Annotated in this window: 20 protein-coding genes; 14 read left to right on the top strand and 6 right to left on the bottom strand. The window is 74.8% G+C overall.

The genetic code is table 11. From position 1 onward, the window contains the following. Positions 1-181 precede the first annotated feature (181 nt). Both ACFVVL_RS10825 and ACFVVL_RS10830 read left to right on the top strand, forming a co-directional pair. Positions 182-1,246 (top strand): NlpC/P60 family protein, encoded by a 1,065-nt coding sequence (locus tag ACFVVL_RS10825; RefSeq protein ID WP_380294381.1) that lies wholly within the window; start codon positions 182-184, stop codon positions 1,244-1,246. A 200-nt stretch (positions 1,247-1,446) separates the two neighbouring features. Further along, positions 1,447-2,451, top strand: coding sequence for a hypothetical protein (locus ACFVVL_RS10830; RefSeq protein ID WP_387673285.1), 1,005 nt, complete (start codon positions 1,447-1,449; stop codon positions 2,449-2,451). A gap of 31 nt (positions 2,452-2,482) precedes the next feature. On the opposite strand, the gene ACFVVL_RS10835 is transcribed toward ACFVVL_RS10830, so the two are convergent. Further along, positions 2,483-3,946: a glycosyltransferase 87 family protein gene (locus ACFVVL_RS10835; RefSeq protein WP_387673288.1), complete on the bottom strand. Its 1,464-nt coding sequence runs from the start codon at positions 3,944-3,946 to the stop codon at positions 2,483-2,485. Positions 3,947-4,200: 254 nt separating this feature from the next. Between ACFVVL_RS10835 and ACFVVL_RS10840 the strand changes: the two genes are divergently transcribed. Beyond that, positions 4,201-5,337 (top strand): glycosyltransferase family 4 protein, encoded by a 1,137-nt coding sequence (locus ACFVVL_RS10840; RefSeq protein ID WP_380294378.1) that lies wholly within the window; start codon positions 4,201-4,203, stop codon positions 5,335-5,337. 77 nt (positions 5,338-5,414) lie between these two features. Here the strand turns inward: ACFVVL_RS10840 and ACFVVL_RS10845 are convergent, their stop codons facing one another. Next, entirely contained in the window at positions 5,415-7,208 is a 1,794-nt protein-coding gene (locus tag ACFVVL_RS10845; RefSeq protein ID WP_380286887.1) for an AMP-dependent synthetase/ligase, read from the bottom strand. A 341-nt stretch (positions 7,209-7,549) separates the two neighbouring features. On the opposite strand from ACFVVL_RS10845, the gene ACFVVL_RS10850 reads away from it, so the two are divergent. From ACFVVL_RS10850 to ACFVVL_RS10870, 5 genes are all read left to right on the top strand, one after another. Continuing rightward, entirely contained in the window at positions 7,550-8,005 is a 456-nt protein-coding gene (locus ACFVVL_RS10850; RefSeq protein ID WP_380286886.1) for an SRPBCC family protein, read from the top strand. 34 nt (positions 8,006-8,039) lie between these two features. After that, positions 8,040-9,212, top strand: coding sequence for an ArsA family ATPase (locus tag ACFVVL_RS10855; RefSeq protein ID WP_387673292.1), 1,173 nt, complete (start codon positions 8,040-8,042; stop codon positions 9,210-9,212). 98 nt (positions 9,213-9,310) lie between these two features. Then, positions 9,311-9,685, top strand: coding sequence for a DUF5304 family protein (locus tag ACFVVL_RS10860; protein WP_380286884.1), 375 nt, complete (start codon positions 9,311-9,313; stop codon positions 9,683-9,685). 192 nt (positions 9,686-9,877) lie between these two features. Beyond that, positions 9,878-10,822, top strand: coding sequence for an ROK family glucokinase (locus tag ACFVVL_RS10865; RefSeq protein ID WP_380286883.1), 945 nt, complete (start codon positions 9,878-9,880; stop codon positions 10,820-10,822). A gap of 181 nt (positions 10,823-11,003) precedes the next feature. Further along, complete coding sequence (locus ACFVVL_RS10870) at positions 11,004-11,762, top strand: endonuclease/exonuclease/phosphatase family protein (protein ID WP_380286881.1); 759 nt, start codon at positions 11,004-11,006, stop codon at positions 11,760-11,762. Positions 11,763-11,770: 8 nt separating this feature from the next. Here the strand turns inward: ACFVVL_RS10870 and ACFVVL_RS10875 are convergent, their stop codons facing one another. Further along, positions 11,771-12,574 (bottom strand): hypothetical protein, encoded by an 804-nt coding sequence (locus ACFVVL_RS10875; protein WP_387673295.1) that lies wholly within the window; start codon positions 12,572-12,574, stop codon positions 11,771-11,773. Between the two features lie 10 nt (positions 12,575-12,584). Beyond that, positions 12,585-13,379: an alpha/beta hydrolase gene (locus tag ACFVVL_RS10880; RefSeq protein WP_387673297.1), complete on the bottom strand. Its 795-nt coding sequence runs from the start codon at positions 13,377-13,379 to the stop codon at positions 12,585-12,587. Positions 13,380-13,645: 266 nt separating this feature from the next. Here ACFVVL_RS10880 and ACFVVL_RS10885 point away from each other — a divergent pair, with 266 nt between their 5' ends. From ACFVVL_RS10885 to ACFVVL_RS10895, 3 genes are read left to right on the top strand one after another with little or no spacing between them, the layout of a single operon-like run. After that, positions 13,646-14,482 (top strand): lysophospholipid acyltransferase family protein, encoded by an 837-nt coding sequence (locus tag ACFVVL_RS10885; protein ID WP_387673551.1) that lies wholly within the window; start codon positions 13,646-13,648, stop codon positions 14,480-14,482. Between the two features lie 38 nt (positions 14,483-14,520). Next, on the top strand, positions 14,521-15,771 hold the full coding sequence (gene macS, locus ACFVVL_RS10890) for a MacS family sensor histidine kinase (RefSeq protein ID WP_387673300.1): 1,251 nt from the start codon (positions 14,521-14,523) through the stop codon (positions 15,769-15,771). Between the two features lie 51 nt (positions 15,772-15,822). Beyond that, positions 15,823-16,533 carry a response regulator gene (locus ACFVVL_RS10895; protein ID WP_380286875.1) on the top strand — a complete coding sequence of 237 codons (711 nt, stop codon included), beginning with the start codon at positions 15,823-15,825 and terminating at the stop codon, positions 16,531-16,533. A 48-nt stretch (positions 16,534-16,581) separates the two neighbouring features. On the opposite strand, the gene ACFVVL_RS10900 is transcribed toward ACFVVL_RS10895, so the two are convergent. Next, complete coding sequence (locus ACFVVL_RS10900; protein WP_387673303.1) at positions 16,582-18,564, bottom strand: anthranilate synthase family protein; 1,983 nt, start codon at positions 18,562-18,564, stop codon at positions 16,582-16,584. Between the two features lie 306 nt (positions 18,565-18,870). On the opposite strand from ACFVVL_RS10900, the gene ACFVVL_RS10905 reads away from it, so the two are divergent. After that, a complete protein-coding gene (locus ACFVVL_RS10905; RefSeq protein ID WP_380286873.1) occupies positions 18,871-20,208 on the top strand; it encodes a class II 3-deoxy-7-phosphoheptulonate synthase in 1,338 nt (445 codons plus the stop codon). A gap of 197 nt (positions 20,209-20,405) precedes the next feature. Continuing rightward, positions 20,406-20,672 carry a bacterioferritin-associated ferredoxin gene (locus ACFVVL_RS10910; RefSeq protein ID WP_387673306.1) on the top strand — a complete coding sequence of 89 codons (267 nt, stop codon included), beginning with the start codon at positions 20,406-20,408 and terminating at the stop codon, positions 20,670-20,672. Positions 20,673-20,701: 29 nt separating this feature from the next. On the opposite strand, the gene bfr is transcribed toward ACFVVL_RS10910, so the two are convergent. Continuing rightward, positions 20,702-21,181 carry a bacterioferritin gene (bfr, locus tag ACFVVL_RS10915; RefSeq protein ID WP_380286871.1) on the bottom strand — a complete coding sequence of 160 codons (480 nt, stop codon included), beginning with the start codon at positions 21,179-21,181 and terminating at the stop codon, positions 20,702-20,704. A 257-nt stretch (positions 21,182-21,438) separates the two neighbouring features. Between bfr and ACFVVL_RS10920 the strand changes: the two genes are divergently transcribed. Next, positions 21,439-22,068, top strand: a complete 630-nt coding sequence (locus ACFVVL_RS10920) for a sulfite oxidase-like oxidoreductase (RefSeq protein ID WP_380286870.1) — start codon at positions 21,439-21,441, stop codon at positions 22,066-22,068. Positions 22,069-22,076 lie beyond the last annotated feature (8 nt).

Raw genomic sequence — 22,076 nt, forward strand, 5'->3', positions numbered from 1 at the left:
CCCGCCGGGACGCTCGGTCCGCGAACCGATCTGATGTCCGACGGGTGTCCGAATATTCGGGTTCGGAGGGGTTTGGAATCGGTTGCCCCGACTCGCTAACGTCTGCCACCGGACGCCCGCTTCGACAGCCGCCCGCTCCGGTGCGGCGGCGGGCCGGGCCCAGGATCGGAGCCGACGTCGCATGGCCGTGCACCGCCGTTCCCCGCTGTCAGGTGCGCACGTGCTCGCCCGGGCGCTGGTGCTCACCGCGGCGGCCGCCACCGCGTTGGGCGTGTCGGCCGGCGGCAGCGCCCGGGCCGTGCCCGGCTCGCCGGACGCCCCGGCCGACCGCAAGGACGTCAAGGCACAGGTGGAGCAGCTCTACGACGAGGCCGAGCAGGCCTCCGAGCGCTTCAACGCCGCCCAGGAGGCCCAGCAGCGGCTCCAGCACGAGACCGGCGATCTGCAGCAGCAGATCGCCGTCTCCCAGGACGAGCTCAACCGGCTGCGCGGCGAACTCGCCACCGTGGCCGGCGCCGAGTACCGCGGCGGCGGGATGACCCGGACCGTCCAGCTGATGCTCTCCACCGACCCGGAGGCCTACCTCTCCCGCGCCCGGGCCCTCGACCAGAGCGCCGAGCGGCAGAACGAGACCCTGCACGAGCTGCGGGGCCGTCAGCGGGTGCTCGACCAGCGCCGGGCCGAGACCACCGCCAAGCTCGCCGAGCTGGAGCAGACCCGCAAGGCGCTGGCCGAGAGCAAGCAGCAGATCCAGCAGCGGCTCGCCAAGGCGCAGCGGCTGCTCAACGGCCTCGGCGCCGTCGAGCGCGCCCGGCTCGCCGCCCAGGACGCCCGTGAGGCGGAGCAGCGGGCCACCCGGGGCACCGACCGGCTGGACTTCGGCACCGCCCCGCCCGCCTCGGAACGCGGCGCCGCCGCGCTGGCCGCCGCGGTGCGGATGATCGGCGCGCCCTACGTCTACGGATCCACCGGGCCCAAGGCGTTCGACTGCTCCGGTCTGATGTACTGGAGCTGGCGGCAGGCCGGAGTGACCCTGCCGCGCACCTCGCAGGCCCAGGCGTACGCCGGGCGGCGGGTCAGCCTCACCGAAGCGCGGCCGGGAGACCTGGTGATCTTCTACCGGGACATGCACCACGTCGGGATGTACGCCGGCGGCGGGGTGATCGTGCACGCCCCCTACCCGGGCGCCAAGGTCCGCTACGAGGCCGTCAACGCGATGCCCGTCTCGGGGGTGATCCGGCTCTGAGCCGCCCGGATCCCGCCGCCGGCCGCCGGCCCTCGCGGCGCACCGCCCTGCTGCTCGCGGCCGGCGGGCTGGTCCAGCTGTCGCTGCCCGGGGCCGCCCCGGCGCGGCCCGCCGCCGCGGCCGCGGACGAGCACGCCGAGGTCCTGGCGCTGCTCGACGGGCGGGCCCGGGCGCTGACCGCCGGGCCGCCCGCGCTGCCGGTGCGGGCCGGCTACCGCAACCTGCTGCTCGGCCCGGTGGACCGGACCGGGCGGTGCGCCGCCACCGCCGAGCTGACCGTCGAGGTGACCGGGTACGACCGGCAGCCGGTGGTCCACCCGCGCCGGCTGGCGCTGGCCCGCTCCGCGGCCGGCTGGCGGGTCGAACGGGAGGAGGGCGCGGGCGGGCCGCCACCGCTGTGGGACCTCGGCGCGGTACGGGCCGAGGCGGGCGCGCGCTGCCTGGTGCTCGGGGTGGACGCCGGGGGCGCTCCCGCGTCCGCCGGACCCGCCCCCGCCGGACCCGCCCCCGCCGGACTCGCCGCCGTCGGCGACCGGGCGGCGGCGGCCGTCGAAGCGCTCTGGGGCACCGCCTGGGCGGGCCGGCTGCTGCTCGAACTGCCCGCCACCCGGGAGCAGTTCGCCCGGCTGGTGGCGGACGACCGGCCCGGCTGGTCCGGGATGGCCGCGGTCACCGTGGCGGCGCCCGGCGCGCCGCTGAACGCCCCGGCCGACCGGATCCTGCTCAACCCGGAGACCTTCGCGGGCCTGAGCGACTTCGGCCGGCAGGTGGTCGTCACCCACGAGGCGGCGCACGTGGCGACCCGGGCCGACACCCGCGCCTGGACGCCGCTCTGGCTCTCCGAGGGCGCCGCCGACTGGACCGGCTACCACGACTCGGGCCGCACGGCCCGGCAGATCGCCCCGGAGCTGGCCCGGGACGTCGCCGCCGGCCGGCTGCCCGCCGCGCTGCCCGAGGACGCCGCCTTCACGGCCGGCGGGGAGGGCCTCGCCCAGGTCTACGAGCAGGCCTGGCTGGCCTGTGACCTGATCGCCCGCCGGTTCGGGCCGCAGCGGCTGGTGGCCCTCTACCGGGCGGTCGGCGCGGCGGCTCCGGGCCCGGACCGGCAGGCCTGGCTGGACGGGCTGCTGCGGGACCGGCTCGGCGAGGGCCTGGCCGAGTTCACCCGCCACTGGCTGGCCGAGGTCCGGGCACTGGCCGCTTGAGAGCGGCCCCTTGAGAGCGGCCCCGGGGACGTCAGGGGCGGCCCTGGGGCCGGGCCGAGGGCCTGGCGCCCTGGCGCCGCTCGCCGGGGGCGCTCCGCGGCCGCTCGATGCCGTCCAGGAGGTCCTGCTCGTAGGCGATGCCCGGGCGCACCGAGAAGGCGGCCGCCGGCACCGGCTCGGTGCGGGTCAGCACCACGGTCTCCGGGAGCCGCTCGGCGCGCCGGGTGGAGCGCCAGAGCCGGACGCAGGAGAGCCCGGTGGCGGCCAGCAGCAGCAGGTTGCGCGCGGCCAGCACCGCGATCGCGCCCGGCCGGCTGGCGACCACGTCGCCGAAGAGCAGCGGGAACTCCGCCAGGGTCAGCGGGGTGGCGGCCAGGATCAGCAGCGCCACCGGCCGCTGGCTGGTGCCGCGCACGGTCAGGCAGACCGCCGCCACGCCGACCAGCCAGACCAGGTACTGCGGGCTGATCACCCGGCTGGTCACGGTGAAGATCAGCAGCGCGGCGAGCGCCGCGTCGTACATGGTGGCCGCGTTGCGCCGCTTGGCGGTGAAGCGCCACAGCAGCAGCCAGCCGAAGCCGATGACGGTGCCGGCCAGCATCACCTTGCTGACGACGTCCACCCACGGCCCGAGCATCTCGACCGAGCCGTAGTTCATCATCACCTTGCCGTCCCAGGCCCCGGTGATCCGGGCGAGGTGGATCGGCAGCGCGCCGACCGACTCCACCTCGATGCCGCGGTCCTTCTGGAACGTCAGGAACTCGAAGGCGCCGTTCATCCCGGCCGCCAGCAGGAAGCCGACCGCGGCGGCCGCGGCGGCCGCGGCCGTCCAGGAGCGGCGGGTGCGCCGGCCGGAGGGGGTGCCGATCAGACCGAGCAGCGGCCAGATCTTGACGATGCCGCCGAGGCCCAGCAGCAGGCCGCCGATCGCCGGGCGGCGGATCAGCGCCAGCAGGCCGGCCACCGCGATCGCGGTGACGATCACGTCGTAGCGGTTGTAGATCATCGGGCCGAGCAGCGGGACGCCGGCCACCCAGACCCAGGCGCCGGTCAGCGCCCGGCCCTTGCGCAGGCCGGTGCGGACCAGCAGGGCCATCGCGGCGGCGTCGGCGATCCCGCAGATCACCCAGAACGACACCAGGTACGACCAGGGCAGCAGGCCCGGCAGCAGGATCACCAGGGCGGCGCCGGGCGGGTACTGCCAGGTGACGTCGTCCAGCGGGAAGGTGCCGGTCTGCAGCACGCCGTACCAGCCGTGGTAGATCAGCCAGACGTCGGCGGTGATGTCCCCGCCGGGCATCCGCAGCACGCCGGTCACCAGCAGCAGCAGGAGCGTCCGGGTGGCCACCCAGCTCGCTCCGAGCGCCATGAGCGCGCCCGAGCGTCCGGAGGGGCGCGTGGTGCTCTGCGCCGGCTCGCGGCGGACGGCGAGCGCCGTGCCGGAGCCCTCGGCGCCGCTGGATGTACCGGACTCGGTGGCCGGGGCCAACTCCACTGCGCTCCCTCGTTCGTCTCGGACGTCCCGTCGGCGGCGCCGCGCGACAGGCGCCCGGCGGTCCGGGCGGCTCGGCGCCGGGCCGCCGCCACGGGGCCGGACCGGCCACGCCGACCGCCCTGGTACTAGGACAGACCCGGGGGTGGAACGGTTGCCGTGCGTGGATCCGTTCCCGGCGGGTCGTGGTGTTGACCTATCGTACGGATCACCCAGCGGTACACCGAGCACCCCCCGACCGAGCGAGCCGTGGCCTGATGCACAAGACCTTGATCGTGACCAACGACTTCCCGCCGAGGCCCGGCGGCATCCAGGCCTTCGTCCACAACATGGCCGTCCGTCAGCCCGCAGGGAGCGTCGTGGTGTACGCCTCCACCTGGCGCGACGGCACCGAGGTGGCGCGCTTCGACGCCGAACAGCCGTTCCCGGTGATCCGCGACCGGACGAAGGTGATGGTTCCCACACCCCGGGTCACCCGGCGGGCCGCCGAGATCCTGCGGGCCGAGCGCTGCGACTCGGTCTGGTTCGGCGCCGCCGCCCCGCTCGGGCTGATGGCCCCCGCGCTGCGCCGGGCCGGCGCCGGGCGGCTGCTCGGCATGACCCACGGCCACGAGGCCGCCTGGGCCCAGCTCCCGGCGGCCCGGCAGCTGCTGCGCCGGATCGGCACCGGCACCGACGTGCTCACCTACCTCGGCGAGTACACCCGCTCCCGGATCGCCGCCGCCGTCGGCCCGGAGGCCGCCGCGCGGATGGTGCAGCTGCCCCCCGGCGTGGACGAGCGGACCTTCCACCCGGACTCCGGCGGCGCCGCCGTGCGCGAGCGGCTCGGGCTGGCCGGCCGGCCGGTGGTGGTCTGCGTCTCGCGGCTGGTGCCGCGCAAGGGCCAGGACACCCTCATCGAGGCGATGCCGCAGATCCTCGCCGACGTGCCGGACGCCGTGCTGCTGATCGTCGGCGGCGGCCCCTACCGGGCGGACCTGGAGAAGCTGGTGGACGCCCGCGGCGTGCGCTCCGCCGTCCGGTTCACCGGGTCGGTGCCGTGGGAGGAGCTGCCGGCCCACTACGGTGCCGGGGACGTCTTCGCCATGCCCTGCCGCACCCGGCGCGGCGGGCTGGACGTCGAAGGGCTCGGCATCGTCTACCTGGAGGCCTCGGCGACCGGCCTGCCGGTGGTGGCCGGGGACTCCGGCGGCGCGCCGGACGCGGTGCTGGAGGGCGAGACCGGCTACGTGGTGCCGGGCGGCACGCCCGCGGCGGCGGCCGAGCGGATCGTCCGGCTGCTCAAGGACGAGGAACTGCGCCGCCGGATGGGCGAGGCCGGGCGGCGCTGGGTGGACCGCTCCTGGCGCTGGGACCTGCTCGCCGGGCGGCTGACCTCGCTGCTGGCGGGCTGAGGCGCCACCGGGCGTGTGCCGGCGAGGCCCGCCCCACCGTTCAGGGGGCGGGCCGCACCGGCGGCTCGGGGGAGCGGCTACCTCCGGTAGATCGCCTCGACGTCGGCCGCGAAGTCCTTCAGCACGACGTTGCGCTTGAGCTTCAGCGAGGGCGTCAGATGGCCGCTCTCCTCGGAGAAGACGGTGTCGAGCAGCCGGAACTTCTTCACCGCCTCGGCGTGCGAGACGGCCGCGTTGCCGTCGTCCACCGCCGTCTGCAGGGCGGCCAGCAGGTCCGGGTCCTCGCGCAGGTCGGCCACCGTGGCACCGGCGGGCTTGCCGTTCAGCTCCTTCCACTTGGGGAAGAAGTCCTCGTCGACGGTGATCAGGCAGGCCACGAAGGGCTTGCGGTCGCCGACCACCATGACCTCGCCGACCAGGGCGTGCGCCCGGATCCGGTCCTCGATCACCGCCGGGGCGACGTTCTTGCCGCCCGCGGTGACGATGATCTCCTTCTTGCGGCCGGTGATGGCGAGGTAGCCCTCGTCGTCCAGCGAGCCGAGGTCGCCGGTGGCGATCCAGCCGTCCTTGAGCGTCTCGGCGGTGGCCTGCGGGTTGTTCCAGTAGCCGGTGAAGACGTGCGGGCCCTTGAAGAAGACCTCGCCGTCCTCGGCGATCCGCACCGAGGCGCCGGGGACCGGCTGGCCGACCGTGCCGATCTTCGGCTTGTCCCACGGGTTGAAGGCGGTGGCCGCGCAGGTCTCGGTCAGACCGTAGCCCTCCAGCACGGTGAAGCCGATGCCCCGGTAGAAGTGGCCGAGCCGCTCGCCGAGCGGGGCGCCGCCGGAGATCGCGTGGGTGGCCCGGCCGCCGAGCGCGGCCCGCAGCTTGCTGTAGACCAGCTTGTCGAAGACGGCGTGCTTGAGCCTGAGCAGCAGCCCGGCGCCGCCCGCGTCCAGCGCCCGGCTGTAGGCGATCGCGGTGTCGGCGGCCTTGTCGAAGATCTTGCCCTTGCCGTCGGCCTGCGCCTTGGCCCGCGCCGTGTTGTACACCTTCTCGAACACCCGGGGCACGCCCAGGATCAGGGTCGGCCTGAACGCGGCCAGCTCGGCCGTGACGTCCCGGATGTCGGAGACGTGGCCGAGCTTGATCGGGGCCATCGCCGGGGCGATCTCGGCGATCCGGGCGAGCACGTGGGCCAGCGGCAGGAAGAGCAGGACGGAGCTCTCGCCGGTGCGGAACAGCGGCGCCAGCCGCTCCACCACGTTGCCGCACTCGGCCAGGAAGTTGCCGTGCGTCAGCTGACAGCCCTTCGGGCGCCCGGTGGTGCCCGAGGTGTAGACGATGGTGGCGATCGAGTCCGGGCCCGCCGTCGAGCGGCGCTCGGTGACGGTCGCGTCCTCGACCCCGCGGCCCGACTCGGCCAGCGCGGCGAGCGCGGTGCCCTCGATCTGCCAGCTGTGCCTCAGCTCCGGCAGGCGGTCGCGGACCTCGGCGACCACCGCGCTGTGCGTCGCGGCCTCGGTGAACACGGCGACCGCCCCGGAGTCACCGAGGATCCACTCGACCTGCTCGGCGGAGGAGGTCTCGTACACCGGCACGGTGATCGCGCCGGCCGTCCAGATCGCGAAGTCCAGCAGCGTCCACTCGTACCGGGTGCGGGACATGATGCCCACCCGGTCGCCCGGCTCGATGCCCGCGGCGATCAGGCCCTTCGCGGCGGCGTGCACCTCGACCAGGAACTGGGCGGCGGTCAACTCCTGCCACCGGCCGTCCACCTTGCGGCTCAGCACCGCGACGTCCGGGTGCCGCTCGGCGTTCTGGACCACGAGGTCGGAGAGGTTACCGCCGCTCGGTACCTGGTAGAGGGCCGGAAGGCTGAAGTCGAGCAAGACTGCTCCTCGTTCGCGACGCTGCGGGACGGCAGGACGTTACTGCCCGGTAGGCAGCTTCGACCAGGGGGGTCGGCTCCGGTGTTCGAAGTGTCACACCTTGACCCGTCCGACCAGGTCGGGACCGGGTCGTTCGAATGGCACCCTACGGCAGCCCGCAGGTGACCGGCCGGTAGCCGACGGGCGGGCCACGCACGCCCCGCCCGTCGCCGGAGCCCGGGCCCTTCAGGGGTGCACCACGGCACGGGCCGGATCGTGCGGCGCGGTAGCCTGCTCCGGGTGCACCCGGCCGAGCAGGCTCGGCCGGACCAGCAGCAAGGGACGACGCGGAGGGCCATTCCATGGCGGAGCACACCAGGTCGAGCATCACCATCGACGCGACCCCGGCGACGGTCATGGCCGTGATCGCCGACTTCGCCGCCTACCCGGCCTGGACCGGTGAGGTCAAGGAGATCGAGGTCCTGGAGAGCGCGGCGGACGGCCGCGCCGCCCAGGTCCGGCTGGTGCTCGACGCCGGCGCCATCCGCGACGAGCACGTGCTCGCCTACACCTGGGACGGCGACCGCGAGTGCGCCTGGACCCTGGTGCGCAGCCAGATGCTCCGCTCGCTCGACGGCTCCTACACCCTGGCCCCGCTGGGCGCCGACCGCACCGAGGTCACCTACCAGCTCGCCGTCGACGTCAAGATCCCGATGCTCGGCATGATCAAGCGCAAGGCCGAGAAGGTCATCATCGACCGGGCCCTGGCCGGTCTGAAGAAGCGCGTCGAGGACACCGCCGCCGGCAAGGCGCTCTGAGCGCGGCGGCACGGACGAACGGGGGCGGCACGGCATGACGGCGACTCGCACCATCCTGGTCAGCGGCGACCGGGCGGCGCCCGTGGTGGCCGCCGCCACCGCGCTGCACGCCGCCCGCCGGGGCCTGCGCACCGTCCTGCTGGCCGCCGACGACCCCCACCGCACCCTGGACGCCGCCCTCGGCGTCCGGCTGGAGGCCGCACCGACCGCGTACGCCCCCGGCCTGACCGTCGCCCGGACCGACGAGCAGGCCGCCTTCCGGCACGCCCTCGGCGAGATCGGCGGCCGGCTGAAGCCCGCGCTCGACCTGCTCGGCGCCGACCCGCTCGACCCCGAGGAGCTCACCTCCCTGCCCGGCACCGCCCGGCTCGCCCTGCTGCGCGCGCTGCCCGCGGCCGACGCGGACGTCCTGGTGGTGCTCGCCCCGCCGCCCGCCGACCTCATCGCCACCCTCGCGCTGCCCGAACAACTGGAGCGCTACCTGGCCCGGCTCGTCCCCGAGCAGCGCCAGGCCGCCCGGGCGCTGCGCCCGCTGCTGGCCGGCCTCGCCGGGGTGCCGATGCCCGCCGACTGGCTGTACGAGGCGCGCGGCAAGGCGGCCGGCGCACTCGCCGCCGCGCGCGCCGCGATCACCGCGCCCGGCACCAGCGTCCGCCTGGTCACCTCCGCCGACGCCCACCCCTTCGACGAACTGCGCCGGATCCGCGCCGGACTGGCCCTGCACGGCCACCTCCCGGACGCCGTGGTGGTGCACGGCGTGCTGCCGGACGCCGCGACCGGCTCGCCCGACCCCTGGCTGGCCGCCCTGGCCCGCCGCCGGCAGGACGAACTGGCCGCGCTGGCCGCCGGCTGCGCGGACCTCCCGGTGCTCACCACCGGGCCCGCCGAGGCCACCCCGGAGGCCGTTGCCGACCGCCTCTACGGCACCGGCCCGGGCCCCGGGCCGCGTCCGGCCGGGCCCTGGACCGTCGAGGACCGGCTGGCCGCCGACGGCCTGCTCGTCTGGCACCTGGACCTGCCCGGTGCCGACCGCGCCGACCTCGACCTGGTGCGGCGCGGCGACGAACTGGTGGTCGGCCTCGGCGCCCACCGGCGGGTGCTCACCCTGCCCTCGGCGCTGCGCCGCTGCACGGTCGCCGGCGCGGGACTGCACGACGGCGTCCTCGCCGTCCGCTTCACCCCCGACCCCGCCCTGTGGCCCCGTTAGCCCGCACCCGTTCGGGGGCCGGGCCCCCTTCCCGGTCCGGTAGCGTCGGGGCGGGTGGCCGCGGGTGCGGCCGCCGCTGCTGAGGAGGCGTGCGCGAGATGACCACCACGGACCGGACCGAGCCCACCGCCGAACAGGACGGGAGCCCGCACCCGTTCGGCCCGGAGCTGGGCCCGCTGGTGGACGAGGTGCGCCGGTTCGCCTCCGTCGTCGGCGAGAAGGCCCAGGAGGCGAGCGCCGGGACCCTGATCTCGCTGGCCGGGCTGGCCGACCGGCTGCGCGAGAAGCAGCCCGAGGTCTACGGCCACCTCGCCGCCGCCGGCACCGGTCTGGCCGCCGCCGGCTCCGAACTGCTGGCCGCCTACCGGGCCGCGGTCGCCGGCCACGAGCACCGCTGGACCGCGGGCGCCCCGGCCCGCAGCGAGCGGGTGGACCTGGACGACACGCCTGAGGACCCGTCCGACAAGCAGTGAACCCCTGACGCCCCCGGGGGCGTGTTCCGGCTTCACCTTGCGACGTGACGGCCGAAAATGTACGACTTTTGAAGGGGCTCGGCCGGGTTGGCGCCGTATTGTCTTCGGTTAATGTAGGCGGCGGTGTGTACGGGGGCATGGTTGGGCGGTACCGTTCCGTCCAGCGGGAACGAGTGAATAGCTGAGGGACACATGGCTCTGACCATCGGCGTCGACGTCGGCGGGACCAAGATCGCGGCAGGTGTGGTCGACGAGGCCGGCGAGATCCTCGCCCGGACCAGGGTGCCCACCCCGGCCGACCCGCAGTGGGCGGTCGACGCGATCGCGCAGGCCGTGCGCGAGCTCAAGGAGCAGTACCCCGACGTGACCGCGGCCGGCGTCGGCGCCCCCGGCTTCGTCGACCGCAACCGCTCGACGGTGATCTTCGCCCCCAACATCGCCTGGGAGGACGAGCCCCTGCGCGGCCGGATCGAGGAGCTCACCGGCCTGCCCGCGGTCATCGAGAACGACGCCAACTGCGCCGCCTGGGCCGAGTACCGGTTCGGCGCGGGCACCGGCCACGAGGACATGGTGCTGATCACCGTCGGCACCGGCATCGGCGGCGGCCTCGTCCTGGACGGCCGGCTGCACCGCGGCCGGTTCGGGGTGGCCGGCGAGATCGGCCACCTCAACATGGTCCCGGACGGCCTGCCCTGCGGCTGCGGCGGCAAGGGCTGCTGGGAGCAGTACGGCTCCGGCCGGGCGCTGCGCCGCTACGGCCGCGAGCGCTCCGCCGCCGACCCGCTGCGCGGCAAGCGGATGCTGGAGCTCAACGACGGCGTTGCCGAGACGATCCGCGGCATCCACATCACCCAGGCCGCCGAGGAGGGCGACCCGCTCGCCCTGGAGTGCTACGCCGAGCTGGCCGACTGGCTGGGCCGGGGGATGGCCGACCTCGCGGCGCTCTTCGACCCGGGCGTCTTCGTGCTCGGCGGCGGGGTCTCCGACTCCGGCCGGCTGCTGCTCGACCCGGTCGCCAAGGCGTTCGAGCACTACCTGACCGGCGGGGTGCACCGTCCGCGCGCCGAGGTGGTGCTCGCCTCGACCGGCTCGGCCGCCGGCATCGCCGGCGCGGCCGACCTGGCCCGCACGGTCTGACCCGCACGGTCTGACCCGCCCGCCCCGGCTCCACCGCGGCCCGTCCCTCCGCCCGGAGGGGCGGGCCGCGCCGCGTGCCGTCCTGTCGTACGGTCGTCACCGAGGACACCGAGGACACCGAGAGCACCGAGGACACCGAAGCCGCCGGGGACGTCCGGGGCGCCCGGGGGAGGACACCGCGATGACCACCGCACCCGCCGAACTGCCGCCGCCCGCGCCCGGCCGGCTGCGGCTGCTCAGCTACAACGTCCGCTCGCTGCGCGACGACCGCCGCGCGCTGGCCCGGGTGATCCGCGCCTGCGCGCCCGACCTCGTCTGCGTCCAGGAGTCACCGCGCTACTGGCGCCCCGAGGGGCAGGCCGGCGGGCTCGCCCGGCGGACCGGCACCGTGGTCCTCGCCGGCGGCGGCCGGACCGCCGCCGGGCCGCTGGTGCTCGGCCGCCCCGGCGTGCGGGTGCTGGCCGTCCACGACCGGCTGCTGCCGAAGACCCGCGGCCTGCACGCGCGCGGCTTCGCGACCGCGCTGGTCGAGGTGCCCGGTGCGGTGCCGTTCACCGTCACCAGCTGTCACCTCAGCCTGGACGCGGACGAGCGGCGGCGGCAGTTCGACCTGCTCGCCGGGCAGCTGCGGCACGCCGAACTCGGGGTGATCGCGGGGGACTTCAACGAGCACCCGGACGGCCCGGGCTGGCGTTCGCTGGCCGGCCGGCTCCAGGACGGGCACGTGGTGGCGCCCTGGGGCGGCGAGATGACGTCCGTCCCGGAGAACCCCTACCAGCGGCTGGACGCCGTCTTCGCCACGCCGGGCATCGAGGTGCTCGCCTGCGGCGTCCCGCACGGACTGCCCGGCGTCACCGGGGCCGACCTGCGGGCCGCCACCGACCACCTCCCGGTGCTCGCCGTCCTGCAGCTGCCCGTCACCGGGGAGCCGCGGCCGTAGCGGCGGGGTCAGACGACCGCGCCGCCGTGCGGGTCCTCGGGCTCGTCCTCGTCGCGCTCCTTCATCCGGACCACCAGCGTGGCGAAGCCGCCGAGGAAGGCGGCCACCCCGACCCAGGCGGGCCAGCCGGAGACCTCGCGCCAGACGACCGCGTCGAAGAGCAGCAGCGCCGGACCGCCGAGCACCGCGAGCCAGGCGAACTTGGCGGTGGTGTCGGCCGGCGGCAGCGGCGGCGGCTCGGGCGGCTCGAAGTGGCCGTCGTCGGTCTCCTCGGCCAGCTCGAAGTCGCGCGGGCCGGAGCCGGCGGCCGGCATGACCGGCCGGCCGGAGCGGGGGCGCGGCTGGGGCGCCAGGTCGGAGAGGTCGCCGGGCTCGCCGGGGCGGCCGTCGGGCTCCTTGAGGCCCTTGAGCTCGCCGCGCGCCCGGAGGTTCTCGATCTCCGGCCAGTTCGGGTTGTTGAGGTCGACCGGGTCGTCGAACTGGGCGATCAGCGCCGCGAAGATCTCGTCCTGCTCGGCCTGGCTGCGCTCGGGCGCGCGACGGGCCCGGGGCGACGGCCCGGCCGCGGTGCCCGTACCCCCCTCGCCGGCCGCCCCCGTCGCCGCGGGAGCGCCCGCCGCTCCGGAAGCCCCGGACTCGCCGCCCGCCGGGGCGTCGTCGGCGGCGGCAGCGTCCGCCACCTTCTCGCCCGCCGGCCCGCGGCCCGTCTGCTCGCCGTCCGTCCGCCCGGCGCCCGGCCGTGCGCCGCCGGTGGTCGCACCCTCCTCGCGGGGCGTCTCGTCCTCGCCGCCCGCCGTGCTGCTCTCGTGCACTTCCGGCCCTTCAGCCTTGGTGGTGGTCGGATTTCGCCGGGGTGACGCCCGCCGCGTGCGCGGGCGCCAGCCGTCGGATGAAGTCCTGGGCGGTCGCGAATATTTCCGCCGCGTCGTGGTCCAGCGTCGCGACGTGGTAGCTGCGCTGGCACAGCCGCTCCGTCACATCGGTCGAGGATATCCGGGCCAGCACCAGCTCGGAGTTGGCCGCGGAGACCACGTGGTCCTGCGGGCTGCGGAAGAGCAGCACCGGCTGGGTCACCTGCGGCAGCCGCTGCTGGACCTCCTTCCACAGCCGGGCCAGCGACCAGGCGGCGTGCAGCGGCGTCCGGTCGTAACCCAGCTCGACCGCGCCGGGCCGGGCGATGTCGTTGGCGACCCCGGGCAGGCTCGGGAGCAGGTGCCGCAGCACCGGCAGAATGACACTCGCGGGGTTGTCCGAGCGCACCGACGGGTTGACCAGCACCAGGCCGGCGACCGCGGGCCCGTGCACCGCGGCCAGCCGCAGCGCCAGCCCGCCGCCCATCGACAGCCCGACGACGAACACCCGCTCGCAGCGCGCCGTGAGGTCCAGCAGCTCCCGCTCGACCTCGGCGTACCAGTCCTCCCACCGGGTCGGCTGCATGTCCTGCCAGCGGGTCCCGTGGCCCGGCAGCAGCGGCAGCGAGACGGTGTAGCCGGCGGCGGCGAGGTCCTCCGCCCACGGCCGCAGCGACTGCGGCGAGCCGGTGAAGCCGTGGCAGAGCAGGACGCCCACCGCTCCGCCCCGGTGGCGGTACGGTTCGGCGCCGGGCAGCAGCGGCATGGCGGACTCCTTCGCGGGCGAGGACGCTGGAGGGTGGCGCTGGTTCGTACGGGGGCGTGCGGGGCGCGCCGGTGCGGGAGGCTGCGGAATCCGCATCGTCCCACGGGCCCGCCCGCTCCGTACACCCCCGCCGGGATCCCGGCCCGACGCCCCGTCACCCGGGGGCGGGACACCCCGTCGGGGCGGGGCGGGGCACGGGCGGACACCACGGGGCATTAGGATCGACCGGTCCGCAATACAGGAGGCCCGGGTTGTTCTACCGACTGATGAAGATGATCGTCGCGCCGCTGCTGCGGATCTTCTTCCGGCCGTGGATCGAGGGTGAGGAGAACATTCCCACCGAGGGTGCCGCGATCATCGCGAGCAACCACCTCTCCTTCTCGGACTCCTTCTTCTTCCCCGCGCTGATCAAGCGGCGGGTGACGTTCATCGCCAAGGCCGAGTACTTCACCACGCCGGGCATCAAGGGCCGGCTGACCGCCGCCTTCTTCAAGGGCGTCGGCCAGCTCCCGGTGGACCGCTCGGGCGTGCGCGGCGCCGGCGAGGCGGCGATCCGCTCGGCGATCGCCGTGCTGGACCGCGGCGAGCTGTTCGGCGTCTACCCGGAGGGCACCCGCTCGCCCGACGGCAAGCTCTACCGGGGCAAGGTCGGCGGCCTGGCCCGCGTCGCGCTGGCGACCGGCGCGCCGGTCATCCCGGTCGCGATGATCGACACCGAGAAGGTGCAGCCGCCCGGCCAGGTGATCCCGAACTTCGGCATCCGCCCGGGCATCCGGATCGGCCGCCCGCTGGACTTCTCCCGCTACCACGGCATGGAGAACGACCGCTTCATCCTCCGTTCGGTGACGGACGAGGTGATGTACGAGATCATGCGGCTCTCCGGCCAGGAGTACGTGGACATCTACGCGACGGCCGCCAAGCGCCAGATCTCCGAGGACAAGAAGAAGGCCGACGCCGAGCGCAAGGCCGTCCAGAAGGCCGAGCAGGCCGCCGCCAAGGCCGAGAAGGCCGAGGAGAAGGCGGAGGCGGAGAAGGCCGCCGAGGCCGAGAAGGCCGCGAAGGCCGAGCAGGAGCAGCAGGAGAAGGGGACCGGGCAGGCCTGAGCAGGGGCCGGCCGGTCGCCGGGGGGAGGACGGCAGGGATGACGGACGGCGGCAGATCCGGGCCCGCGCCCGGCACGGTCGGCGCGGCGGTGGCGGCGGGCGGCATGTCCGTCGAGCTGCCGCTCTGGCGGGCCATCTCCTTCTTCCGGGTGCTGGCGCTCTGCTACGCGCTGCTCCGGTACTTCGACTCCTACCTGCAGTTCGTCCACCCGGTCGCCGGCTGGATCTACCTCGGCGCGCTGACCCTCTGGACGCTCGCCTCCACCCGGGCCTTCTCCGGCCCGCACCGCTGCACCTGGTACGTGCTCGCCACCGACCTCGTCCTCGCCGTCACCGGCATCGTGATGAGCGGCATGATCGACGAGCCGTCCCGGATCAGCCACGGCGCGCCGACCCTGCCCACCATCTGGGCGGCCGGCACCGTGCTCGGCTTCGCCGGACGGGGCGGCTGGCGCTGGGCGGCGGCCGCCGGTTCGGTGATCGGGGTGGCCAACATCCTCGGCCACGGCGGCCCGACCGGCGACAACATCCACAACATCGTCCTGTTGATGCTGGCCGGCTGCGCGATCGGCTACGTCATGGAACTCGCCCGGGCCAGCGAGGCGACGCTCACCCGGGCGCTCCAGGTCGAGGCGGCCACCCGGGAGCGCGAGCGGCTCTCCCGCGACATCCACGACGGCGTGCTGCAGGTGCTCGCCCTGGTCCAGCGCCGGGGCGCCGGGGCCCCGCCCGGCACCGCCGCTCCGGCCGACGGCGCGGACCTCGCCGAGCTGGGGCGGCTGGCCGGCGAGCAGGAACGGGCGCTGCGGGCGCTGATGAGCGGCGGCCCGCTGCCCGGCCGGCGCGAGGCGGAGCAGCCGCAGCGGCCGGAGCAGCCGCATGACCTGCGCGCCCTGCTCGCCCGGTACGCGGACGAGCGGGTCACGCTGTCCGCCCCCGGCACCCCGGTGCTGCTGCCGGCCCCGGCCGCCGGTGAGCTCGCCGCGGCCGTCGGCGCCGCGGTGGACAACGTCCGCAAGCACGCCGGTCCCGCGGCGCGGGCCTGGATCCTGCTGGAGGACGAGCCGCAGGCGGTCACCGTCTCGATCCGCGACGACGGTCCCGGCTTCGCGCCCGGGCGGCTCGGCGAGGCCGAGCGGGCCGGGCGGCTGGGCGTCTCCCAGTCGATCCGCGGCCGGCTGCGGGACCTCGGCGGAACCGCCGAGCTGTACTCGGCGCCCGGTGAGGGCGTCGAGGTGGAACTGACGGTCCCGCGCGCCGGCTCCGACGCCCCGGCCGGTCTCCGGTGAGCCCCGGGTGAGCCCCGCCGTGCCGACCCCTCCCCTGAAAGGGCCCCGAGCATGACCACCGAGCAGCCGATCGAGCAGCCGATCGACCGTCAGGCGCCCGCCGGGCGGCCGGTGCGGGTCATGGTGGTGGACGACCACCCGATGTGGCGCGACGCCGTCTCCCGCGACCTCGCCGAGGCCGGGCTGGACGTGGTGGCCACGGCCGGCGACGGCGAGGAGGCCGTCCGCCGGGCCCGCGCCTGCTCCCCGCAGGTCGTGGTGCTCGACCTCAACCTGCCCGCCCTGTCGGGCGCCGAGGTCTGCCGCCAGGTCGTCGCGCACGACCCGACGGTGCGCGTCCTGGTGCTCTCCGCCAGCGGTGAGCACGCGGACGTGCTGGAGGCGGTGAAGTCCGGTGCCACCGGCTACCTGGTGAAGTCGGCGGGGCGGGAGGAACTGCTGGACGCGGTGCGCCGCACCGCCGTCGGCGACGCGGTGTTCACCCCCGGCCTGGCCGGCCTGGTGCTCGGCGAGTTCCGCCGGCTGGCCGCCGAGCCGCCCGCCCCGGCCGCGCCGGTCGTCCCGCAGCTGACCGCCCGGGAGACCGAGGTGCTGCGGATGGTCGCCAAGGGCCTGTCGTACAAGCAGATCGCCGACCGGCTGGTGCTGTCGCACCGCACGGTGCAGAACCACGTCCAGAACACCCTGGGCAAGCTCCAGCTGCACAACCGGGTCGAGCTGGTCCGGTACGCGATCGAACAGGGGCTGGACGACGAGATCTGACGGCCGGCCGGGCGGGGAGCGCAAACGGCGCCCCGCCCGGCGCGGCGGTCAGCGGGGCGCGGCCACCGCTTCGCGCAGCAGCCCGGCGACGATCTCCACGCCCTCCCGGGTGAGCACCGACTCCGGGTGGAACTGCAGCCCGGCGAAGCCCGGCCCGCGCAGCGCGTGGACGTCCCCGGTCAGCGGGTCGCGGGACACCTCGACGCCCTCGGCGGCCAGCCGGGCGGCGTCGGCGTCGTCGCAGCGGGCGGTGAAGGCGTTGTAGAAGCCGACCGTGCGCCGCGTCCCGAACAGCTCGATGCTCTCCTGCGCGCCCTGGTACGGCACCGCCTTGCGGACCAGCGGCAGCCCGAGCGCGGCGGACAGCAGCTGGTGGCTGAGGCAGACGGCGAGCAGCGGGGCGGTGCGCCGGCCCGCGCGGACGGCGGCCAGCGCGTCGGTGACGACCGGGCGCAGCACCGCCATCTTGGGATCGCCCCCGGCGGCCGGGTCGCCCGGGCCGGGGCCGAGCACCAGCGGGCCCCGGTGGGCGGCGACCCGCTCGCGCAGCCCCGGCTCGTCGTAGCGGACCACGGTGACCCGGTGGCCGAGCGAGGTCAGCAGGTGGGCGAGCATCGCGGTGAAGGTGTCCTCGCCGTCGACGACCAGGGTCTCCAGGTCCTCGGTGACCCGGGCCGGCTGCTGCATCCGCAGCCAGAACGGGGCGAGCCCGGCCCGCCGGGCGTCCAGCGCGGCCTGGACGCGGTGGTCGTCGGCCAGCCGCGGGCCGTTCGGGCCGGCCGGGCGGTCGGGGGCAGGGCGGGCGCCGATCGCGGTGAGCACCCCGGCGGCCTTGGCGTGGGTCTCGGCGACCTCGGAGAGCGGGTCGGAGTGGCGCACCAGGGTCGCGCCGACCCGGACGGCGAGCCGGCCGGTGGCCGGGTCGATGTCGGCGGTGCGGATGCAGATCGGCGAGTCCAGCAGCTGGCCGCCGCTGGCCGAGCGGCCGATCAGGGCGAGCGCGCCGGAGTAGTAGCCGCGCCCGCCGCGCTCGTAGCGCTTGATCACCCGGGTGGCGTTCTGCACCGGGCTGCCGGTGACGGTGGCGGCGAACATCGTCTCCTTGAGCACCTCGCGGACGTCCAGCGAGGTGCGGCCGCGCAGCTCGTACTCGGTGTGCGCGAGGTGGGACATCTCCTTGAGCCGGGGGCCGAGCACCTGGCCGCCGAGGTCGCCGACGGTGCACATCATCTTGAGCTCCTCGTCGACCACCATGGTCAGCTCCTCCAGCTCCTTGGGGTCGTGGAGGAAGGCGAGCAGCGAGTCGAGGCCGGCGCCGGAGGCCGGGTAGCGGTAGGTGCCGGAGATCGGGTTCATCACGACCGTCCCGCCGCTCTGCCGGACGTGCACCTCGGGGGAGGCGCCGACCAGGCAGCGGCCGGGCAGGCCGTCGGCCGGACGCTCGCCGGTGTGCACCAGGAAGGTCCAGTAGGCGCCGCGCTCCTGCTCCAGCAGCCGGCCGAACAGGGTGAGCGCGAGCGCGGACGAGCAGTGTCCGTCACCGGCTCCGCCGGGGGCCTCCAGCGTCGCGGTGAAGTCGCGGCGGATGACGAAGTTGGCGCCCTCGCCGCGGCCGATCTCCTCCTCGATCACCCGGCGGACGATCTCGGCGTACTCGGCGTCGTCGACGTCGAAGCCGCCGCCGCTCAGCGTGACCGGCAGCCGGGGGAGCGCGGCGGCGACCTCGGCGAGCGGCAGGGCGTACTGCTCGGTGACGGCGAGGGCCCGGAGCGGGGTGGCGTCGTCGTGCGCCTCGAAGCCGCGCTCGCGGATCTGCCGGTAGGGGACGAGCGCGAGCAGGTCGTGCACGGGGCCGTCGGCGGGGACGCCGTGGCGGACCGGGAGGTCGGCCAGCCGCTCGTAGGCGTCGACGGTGCCGATCAGGACCTCGACGGTGTCCGGCGCGGTGCGCGGGGTGCGGCGGTGCAGCAGGGCGAAGGCCGGTGCGTCGGCGGCGGTGAGACGGGCGAGCAGGTCGGCGGCGCTGGTCACGGTAACGGCGTTCCTTCCGGGTGGCTTGCGGCGGTGGGGGATCCGCTCCCGGGAGGGCTGTCGGCCGGCTGGAGAAAGCCGACGGCCGCCCCGAGGGGCGGCCGGTCGTCTGCGTCTAGGAACGCGCGGGCTGTGGGCCACCCAGGGGGTCGGCCCACCACCAGGAGGAGGTGTGCGGCGTGTTCACGGGCCCGAGCCTAGCGGATGCCGGCCGGGAGTGAGGCCGGTCACCCGAATGTCCGCAAGGTGTCTCACCCCTCGGGCGGTGGTCACGAATCGGTTGTCGCACCCCGTAGCCTTGAGCCCGTGACCGTGACGAATCCCCACTCCTGGCAGTCCCTGCCCGCGGCGCAGCAGCCTGAATGGCCGGACCAAGAGGCTCTGCGCAAGACCCTTGCCGAGCTCGCCTCGTATCCGCCGCTCGTCTTCGCGGGCGAGTGCGACCAGCTGCGCGCCCGGCTCGGTGCCGTGGCCCGTGGTGAGGCGTTTCTGCTGCAGGGCGGTGACTGCGCCGAGGCCTTCGACGGTGTCTCGGCGGAGCACATCCGCAACAAGCTGAAGACCCTGCTGCAGATGGCGGCCGTGCTGACGTACGCGGCCTCGGTGCCGGTCGTCAAGGTCGGCCGCATCGCCGGCCAGTACTCCAAGCCGCGCTCCAAGTCGACCGAGACCCGCGACGGCGTGACCCTGCCGGTCTACCGGGGCGACTCGGTGAACGGCTTCGAGTTCACCCCCGAGTCCCGGATCCCGGACCCGGAGCGCCTGAAGCGGATGTACAACGCCTCCGCCGCGACGCTCAACCTGGTGCGCGCCTTCACCACCGGTGGCTACGCCGACCTGCGCCAGGTGCACGCCTGGAACCAGGACTTCGTGCGCAACTCGCCGGCCGGCCAGCGCTACGAGCAGCTCGCCCGCGAGATCGACAACGCGCTGGCGTTCATGAACGCCTGCGGCGTGGCGCCGGAGGAGTTCAGGACGGTCGAGTTCTTCTCGTCCCACGAGGCGCTGATCCTGGACTACGAGACCGCGCTGACCCGCGTGGACTCGCGCACCGGCGAGCTGTACGACGTCTCCGGCCACATGGTGTGGATCGGCGAGCGCACCCGCCAGCTGGACCACGCGCACATCGAGTTCGCCTCGAAGATCCGCAACCCGATCGGCGTGAAGCTCGGCCCGACCACCTCGGTCGACGAGGCGCTGACCCTGATCGAGAAGCTGGACCCGGAGCGCGAGCCCGGCCGGCTCACCTTCATCACCCGGATGGGCGCGGGCAAGGTCCGCGACCACCTGCCGGCCCTGGTGGAGAAGGTCACCGCCTCCGGCGCGCAGCCGGTCTGGATCTGCGACCCGATGCACGGCAACACCTTCGAGGCGTCCAGCGGTCACAAGACCCGCCGCTTCGACGACGTGCTCGACGAGGTCAAGGGCTTCTTCGAGGTGCACCGCGCGCTCGGCACCCACCCGGGCGGCATCCACGTGGAGCTGACCGGCGACGACGTCACCGAGTGCGTCGGCGGCGGCGACGAGGTGCTGGTCGACGACCTGCACCAGCGCTACGAGACGGCCTGCGACCCGCGGCTCAACCGCAGCCAGTCGCTGGACCTGGCGTTCCTGGTCGCCGAGATGTACCGCGGCGGCAACTGACCGGCCACGGACCGGCGCCCGCGGGCGCTCCGACTGTGACAGAAGCCTCCCCCGCCCGGGGTTCTCCCGGGCGGGGGAGGCTTTTGCGTACCCGGCACGGCCGGGTAAGGTGAGGCTTAGTGAACTGAGGCTTGCCTTAGTCAAGATCCGCTCCGCTTCACCGCTTCACCCCGGGAGAGACCGCAATGTACGTGTGCATGTGCCATGCGGTCACCGAGGACCAGGTGAAGCAGGCGATCGACGGCGGTGCCAACACCCCCCGCCAGATCGCCAAGGGCTGCAAGGCCGGGACCGACTGCGGTTCCTGCGTGCGGCGGATCCAGGCCCTGCTCGGCGAGCACGGCGCCCGGCCCTGCCCGACCGCCCGGCTCGCCGCCAGGCTGGGCCTGGCCGACCCGGAGGCCGGGGCCGCGTCCGCCGCCGCTCCGTCGGTGCCGGCGCGGGCGCCGCTGCGCGCGGCCTGACCGGAGCCCCGGGGCGGTGCCGGAGCCGGTCAGGACTCCGGCTGCTCGATCAGCTGGGCGATGTAGAGCGCCTCCCCGAGCTTCTCGACCAGTTCGAGCTGGGTGTCGAGGTAGTCGATGTGCTCCTCCTCGTCCGCCAGGATCGACTCGAAGATGTTGGCCGAGGTGATGTCGTTCTTGGCCCGCATCACCACGATCCCGCGCTTCAGCCGGTCGATCGCCTCGACCTCGACCTGCCGGTCGGCCTCGAACATCTCCTTGACCGTCTGGCCGATCCGGACGTGGAAGAGCCGCTGGTAGTTGGGCAGCCCGTCGAGGAAGAGGATGCGGTCGGTGAGCACCTCGGCGTGCTTCATCTCGTCGAAGGACTCGTGCCGGGTGTACTTGGCGAGCTTCGTCCAGCCGAAGTTCTCCTGCATCTTGGCGTGCAGGAAGTACTGGTTGATTGCGGTCAGCTCGGCGGTGAGCTGTTCGTTGAGGAACTCGATGACCTCTGCGTCGCCCTTCATGGCGCTGCCTTCCTGCTCGCGTGCGGGACCGGGACCGTTTACCCTCCGGCGTCGGCTCCAGGCATCCTGGCACCGAGATGGGACGAAATTCCAGTAAGTTCACACTCACTAGGACATGTGTCGGAATATCCGATTTGCCCCGCGCGTGAGGTGGCGCGCGGGAGGAGGGCGCTCCGCTGTTGACCCGTGCGAGCGGGCGCACGAGGTGATGAAGGGGCGCGCACCGGGCGTCGCCCGCCGTCTGTCACCATGGATCCATGGGTCAGTCCGAACAAGAACCGTCGCCGCCGTCTGACCCCGGGCTCCCGCCGGGCCAGCGCGTGCAGCGCGGCTGGCCCGCCCTGCACTACGGCCCGGTGCCCCGCTTCAAGCCGCTGACCTGGGACCTCCAGGTGTTCGGGGCGACCGCCTCGGCGGAGAAGCACAGCTGGGACTTCGCGGGCTTCAACGCCCTGCCCCGCACCACCGTCCGGGCCGACCTGCACTGCGTGACCAGGTTCTCCGTGCTCGACGGCGAGTGGACCGGGGTGCCCGCCGCCGTCCTGCTGGACCTGGTGCCGCCGGACACCGACGTCACCCACGTCATGGTCTGGGCCGAGTACGGCTACAGCGCCAACCTGCGGCTGGAGGACTTCGCCGCGCCCGACACCCTGCTCGCCACCCACCGGGACGGCGAGACGCTCACCGCCGAGCACGGCTTCCCGGTGCGGCTGGTGGTCCCGCGGCTGTACGCCTGGAAGGGCCCCAAGTGGGTCCGGGCGGTCGAGTACATGCGGGCCGACCGGCGCGGCTTCTGGGAGGAACGCGGCTACCACAACCGGGCCGACCCGTGGCGGGAGCAGCGCTACACCCACCAGGAGCAGCCGGGCGACGGACCGCTGCGCTAGCGGTGCGG

It is taken from the genome of Kitasatospora sp. NPDC058115 (assembly GCF_042884635.1).
Taxonomy (GTDB): Bacteria; Actinomycetota; Actinomycetes; order Streptomycetales; family Streptomycetaceae; genus Kitasatospora.